This window comes from Streptomyces sp. PA03-6a (assembly GCF_033792765.1).
In the GTDB taxonomy this organism is placed as follows: Bacteria; Actinomycetota; Actinomycetes; order Streptomycetales; family Streptomycetaceae; genus Actinacidiphila.
This window is the reverse complement of record NZ_JARAVK010000444.1, coordinates 1-4,235: the sequence shown is the minus strand read 5'-3', so window position 1 is coordinate 4,235 and position 4,235 is coordinate 1. Positions and strand designations below refer to the sequence as shown.

General features: G+C 74.5%; 3 protein-coding genes. 2 read left to right on the top strand and 1 reads right to left on the bottom strand.

The annotated features are described in order from the left end of the window. Positions 1-75 precede the first annotated feature (75 nt). Together PV350_RS45070 and PV350_RS45065 are read left to right on the top strand one after the other, a co-directional pair. The gene (locus PV350_RS45070; RefSeq protein WP_499515592.1) at positions 76-2,322 is read left to right on the top strand and encodes an MMPL family transporter; all 2,247 of its coding nucleotides are present in this window, start codon (positions 76-78) and stop codon (positions 2,320-2,322) included. Positions 2,323-2,445: 123 nt separating this feature from the next. Continuing rightward, the gene (locus tag PV350_RS45065; protein WP_499515591.1) at positions 2,446-3,207 is read left to right on the top strand and encodes a uracil-DNA glycosylase; all 762 of its coding nucleotides are present in this window, start codon (positions 2,446-2,448) and stop codon (positions 3,205-3,207) included. A 3-nt stretch (positions 3,208-3,210) separates the two neighbouring features. On the opposite strand, the gene PV350_RS45060 is transcribed toward PV350_RS45065, so the two are convergent. After that, on the bottom strand, positions 3,211-4,089 hold the full coding sequence (locus PV350_RS45060; RefSeq protein WP_500339122.1) for a DcsG N-terminal domain-containing protein: 879 nt from the start codon (positions 4,087-4,089) through the stop codon (positions 3,211-3,213). Positions 4,090-4,235: the final 146 nt, after the last annotated feature.

The following is a 4,235-nucleotide window of genomic DNA, read 5'->3' as shown; positions in this document are numbered from 1 at the left end:
GACCTGTCCCCGCGCCCGCTCCCTGACGGCGCCCCTCCTCCGCCGACCCACGAACCCGACAGGGAGTACGCCCCCGTGGCCACATTCCTCTACCGGACCGGCCGGTTCGCCTTCCGGCGACGGCACTTCGTCGTCCTGATCTGGGTGGCGCTGCTCGCCCTCGCCGGTGTCGGCGCCGCCAACGCGCCCACCGCGGGCAGTTCCTCCTTCTCCGTGCCCGGCACCGAGTCCCAGAAGGCCTTCGACCTCCTCGACCAGCGCTTCCCCGGCACCGGCTCCGACGGCGCGACCGCCCGCGTGGTCTTCAAGGCCCCCGCCGGCGGGAAGATGACGCAGAGCGCCAACAAGAAGGCCGTCCGGCAGGTCGTGGACGAACTGCGGCAGGGCGCCGAGGTCGCCTCCGTCGACGACCCGTACACGGCCAAGGCCGTGAGCGAGGACCGGACCGTCGCCTACGTCCGCGTGGCGTACGAGGTCCCCGGCATGGAGCTGCGGGACTCCTCCCGCGAAGAACTGGAGACCGCCGCCGCGCACGCCCGCGACAGGGGGCTGACCGTGGAGATCGGCGGTGACGCGCTCCAGACGAGCCCGGAGACCGGGTCCACCGAGGTGATCGGCATCGCGGTCGCCGCCGTCGTCCTGGTGATCACCTTCGGTTCGCTGGTCTCCGCCGGCCTGCCCCTGGTCACGGCGCTGATCGGCGTCGGGATCGGCGTCAGTTCCATCACCGCGCTCGCCAGCGCCCTCGACCTGGGGTCCACCACCTCGATCCTGGCGATGATGATCGGCCTGGCGGTGGGCATCGACTACGCCCTGTTCATCGTGTCCCGTTTCCGCGCCGAGCTCGCCGAGGGGCGGCAGGGCGAGGAGGCGGCCGGCCGCGCCGTCGGCACCGCGGGCTCCGCCGTGGTCTTCGCCGGGCTGACCGTCGTGATCGCGCTGGTGGGGCTGTCGGTCGTCAACATCCCGATGCTGACGAAGATGGGCGTGGCCGCCGCCGGCACGGTCGTCATCGCCGTCCTCATCGCCCTCACCCTGGTGCCCGCCCTCATCGGCTTCGCCGGCCGGCGCGTCCGGCCGGCGGACGCCGGGGGCCTGTTCCGCCGCCGCGACGGGAACACGCACCACGCCCACCGCAGGGCCCGCACGGAGCGTCCCAACATGGGCACCCGCTGGGCCCGGTTCGTCATCCGGCGGCCCGTCGCCGTCCTGCTCGTCTGCGTCGCGGCGCTCGGTGCGGTGGCCGTGCCGGCCGCGTCGATCGAACTCGGCCTCGGCGACGACGGCTCCCAGCCCGTCTCGACGACCCAGCGCCGGGCGTACGACCTGCTGTCGGAGGGCTTCGGCCCCGGTTTCAACGGGCCGCTCGTCGTGGTCGCCGACGTCAAGGACGCCGACGACCCCCGGGGCGCGGTCCGGGAGGCCACCGCGGACATCAAGGGCCTCGACGACGTGGCGGCCGTGACCCCGGCGACGTTCAACAAGGCCGGGGACACCGCGATCATCAACGTCGTGCCCGCGTCCAAGCCGAGCAGCGCCGAGACCGAGGACCTGGTCAAGGCGATCCGCACCACGGGTGACGGGATCACCGAGCGCACCGGTGCCAAGGTCTCCGTCACCGGCACCACGGCGCTGAACATCGACACCTCGCAGAAGCTCACCGACGCGCTGCTGCCCTACCTGGCGCTCGTCGTCGGCCTCGCCTTCGTGCTGCTGATCGTCGTGTTCCGCTCGGTGCTCGTGCCGCTGAAGGCCGCCCTCGGCTTCCTGCTCTCGGTCGCCGCGGCCCTCGGCGCGGTCGTCGCGGTCTTCCAGTGGGGCTGGCTCGCCTCGCTCCTGGGCGTCGAGCAGACCGGTCCGATCATGTCGATGATGCCGATCTTCCTGGTGGGGGTGGTCTTCGGCCTCGCCATGGACTACGAGGTCTTCCTGGTCACCCGCATCCGCGAGGCCCACGTCCACGGCGAGCGGCCCGGTCAGGCCATCGTCACCGGGTTCCGGCACGGTGCCCGGGTGGTCACCGCCGCCGCGATCATCATGATCGCCGTCTTCGCCGGGTTCATCGGCTCCGGCGAGGCGATGATCAAGTCGATCGGGTTCGGCCTGGCGACCGCCGTCTTCTTCGACGCGTTCGTCGTGCGGATGGCCATCGTCCCCGCGGTGCTCGCGCTGCTGGGCCGCCGGGCCTGGTGGCTCCCGTCCTGGCTCGACCGGATCCTGCCGAACGTCGACGTCGAGGGCGAGGGGCTGCGCCCCGTGCCCGCCGCGGACGGGGCGGAACCGTCCGGTGGGGCAGCGGAACCGGAGCCGGCCCGCGCCTGACCCCACGCCCGACCCGCGCTCCCCCGGCCCCGCCGCGCCCCTGCGGCGGGGCCGGGGGCCTGGTGGGTAGCGTGGGACGCGGGCCCTGCGACCGCCGCAGGTGCCGTGAAGGGACGGCGCACGGTGCAGCAGGAATCGGCGGACTTCCCCGCCCTGGCCGCGCCCGGTGCAGGGGACCTGGCCGCGCTCGACGAACGGCTGACCGGCTGCCGGGCCTGCCCGCGGCTGGTCGCCTGGCGCGAGGAGACCGCCCGGGTCCGGCGCCGCGCCTACGCCGGATGGGAGTACTGGGCCCGTCCCGTGCCGGGCTTCGGCCCGCCGGACGCCGCGCTGGCCCTGGTCGGTCTGGCCCCCGCCGCGCACGGCGGCAACCGTACCGGCCGGATGTTCACCGGCGACCGATCGGGCGACGTGCTGTTCGAGGCGCTGCACGCCGTCGGCCTGGCCTCCCAGCCCACCTCCACGCAACGCGGCGACGGCCTGGAGCTGTACGGGGTACGGGTGACCTCGCCCGTCCACTGCGCGCCGCCCGCCAACAAGCCCACCACGCAGGAGCGGCTGACCTGCCGCCCGTGGCTGGTGCGCGAACTGGAACTGCTGCGGCCCACGCTGCGCGCGATCGTCGTCCTCGGCGCGTTCGGCTGGCAGGCGCTGCTGCCCGTGCTCGGCGGCGCCGGGTACCGGCTGCCGCGGCCGCTGCCCCGGTTCGGGCACGGCGCGCACGTGGAACTGGCGGCCCCCGCGGAAGGGGAGCCGCCGCTGCACCTGTTCGGCTGCTACCACGTCAGCCAGCAGAACACCTTCACCGGACGGCTCACCCCCGCCATGCTGCGCGAGGTCCTCGCGACGGCCGCCGCGCGTGCCGGGCTGCCCGTGACCCGCTGAGACTCAGCCCGCGGCGCGCACGATCGCGCCGGCGACCACGGGCAGCGAGTCCGGGTGGTCCGTCAGGAACAGGTTGGGCTCGATGAGCTCCAGCTCCATCACGCACGGGGTGCCGTCCTCGGCGTCGACGAGGTCCACCCGGGCGTAGAGCAGCTCCGGCGTGCCCGGTACGGCGGCCAGCGCCCGCTCCGCGGCGGCCAGTTCGGCCTCGGTCGGGGTCCAGGGGCGCACCCCGGGGTGCGCGACCTTGCGCTGGTCGTAGCGCGTGTCCGGGGACAGCACGGCGTTCTTGGCGATGGCGTGCAGGAAGCGGCCGCCGAGGAAGACCAGCGCGCGCTCGCCGGTGGTGTCGATCCGCGGCATGTAGGGCTGGACCATCGCGGTGAGGCCCTCCTCGTGCATCCGCGCCACGTGCGCCCGCGCCTCCTCGTGCTGCCCGGAACGGTAGCGCGCGGCGTAGCGGGCGCCCGCGCCCGCCGCGGGTTTGACCACGAAATCCCGGTCGCCGGGCAGCCCGCCGGTGCCGCCGCCCGGCGGGAGGTAGCGGGTGGTGACCGCGGGCACGCCGAGCGAGGCCAGCTCGCCGAGGTAGCGCTTGTCGGAGTTCCAGCGCACGACCGCGGGCGGGTTGAACAGGGTGGTGGCGGCGCCGCAGCGGTCGGCCCAGGTCAGGAACTCCTCGGTGCGCACGGTGTAGTCCCACGTCGACCGTATGACCGCCAGGTCGAACCCGGCCCAGTCCACGTCCGGGTCGTCCCAGTGCACGATCACGGCCTCGGCGCCCGCCGCCGCGACGGCGTCCCGCAGCAGGGGCAGGTCGCGGTCGACGGTGCCCTCCGGAAGGTGCGCGGTGGTCACCAGGGCGATCCTCGGCTGCGGCACGGGGGCTCCTCGGGGTCGGGCGGAGATCTTGCCGTCCCGCAGGCTACCCGGGAGGAATCGCCGGTGGTCACGGGGCCTGCGGGCACGCCCGCGGCGGCCGTGCACAATGGCGGCATGCCCAAGTCCCGCCCCGGCCGCCGCGGGCG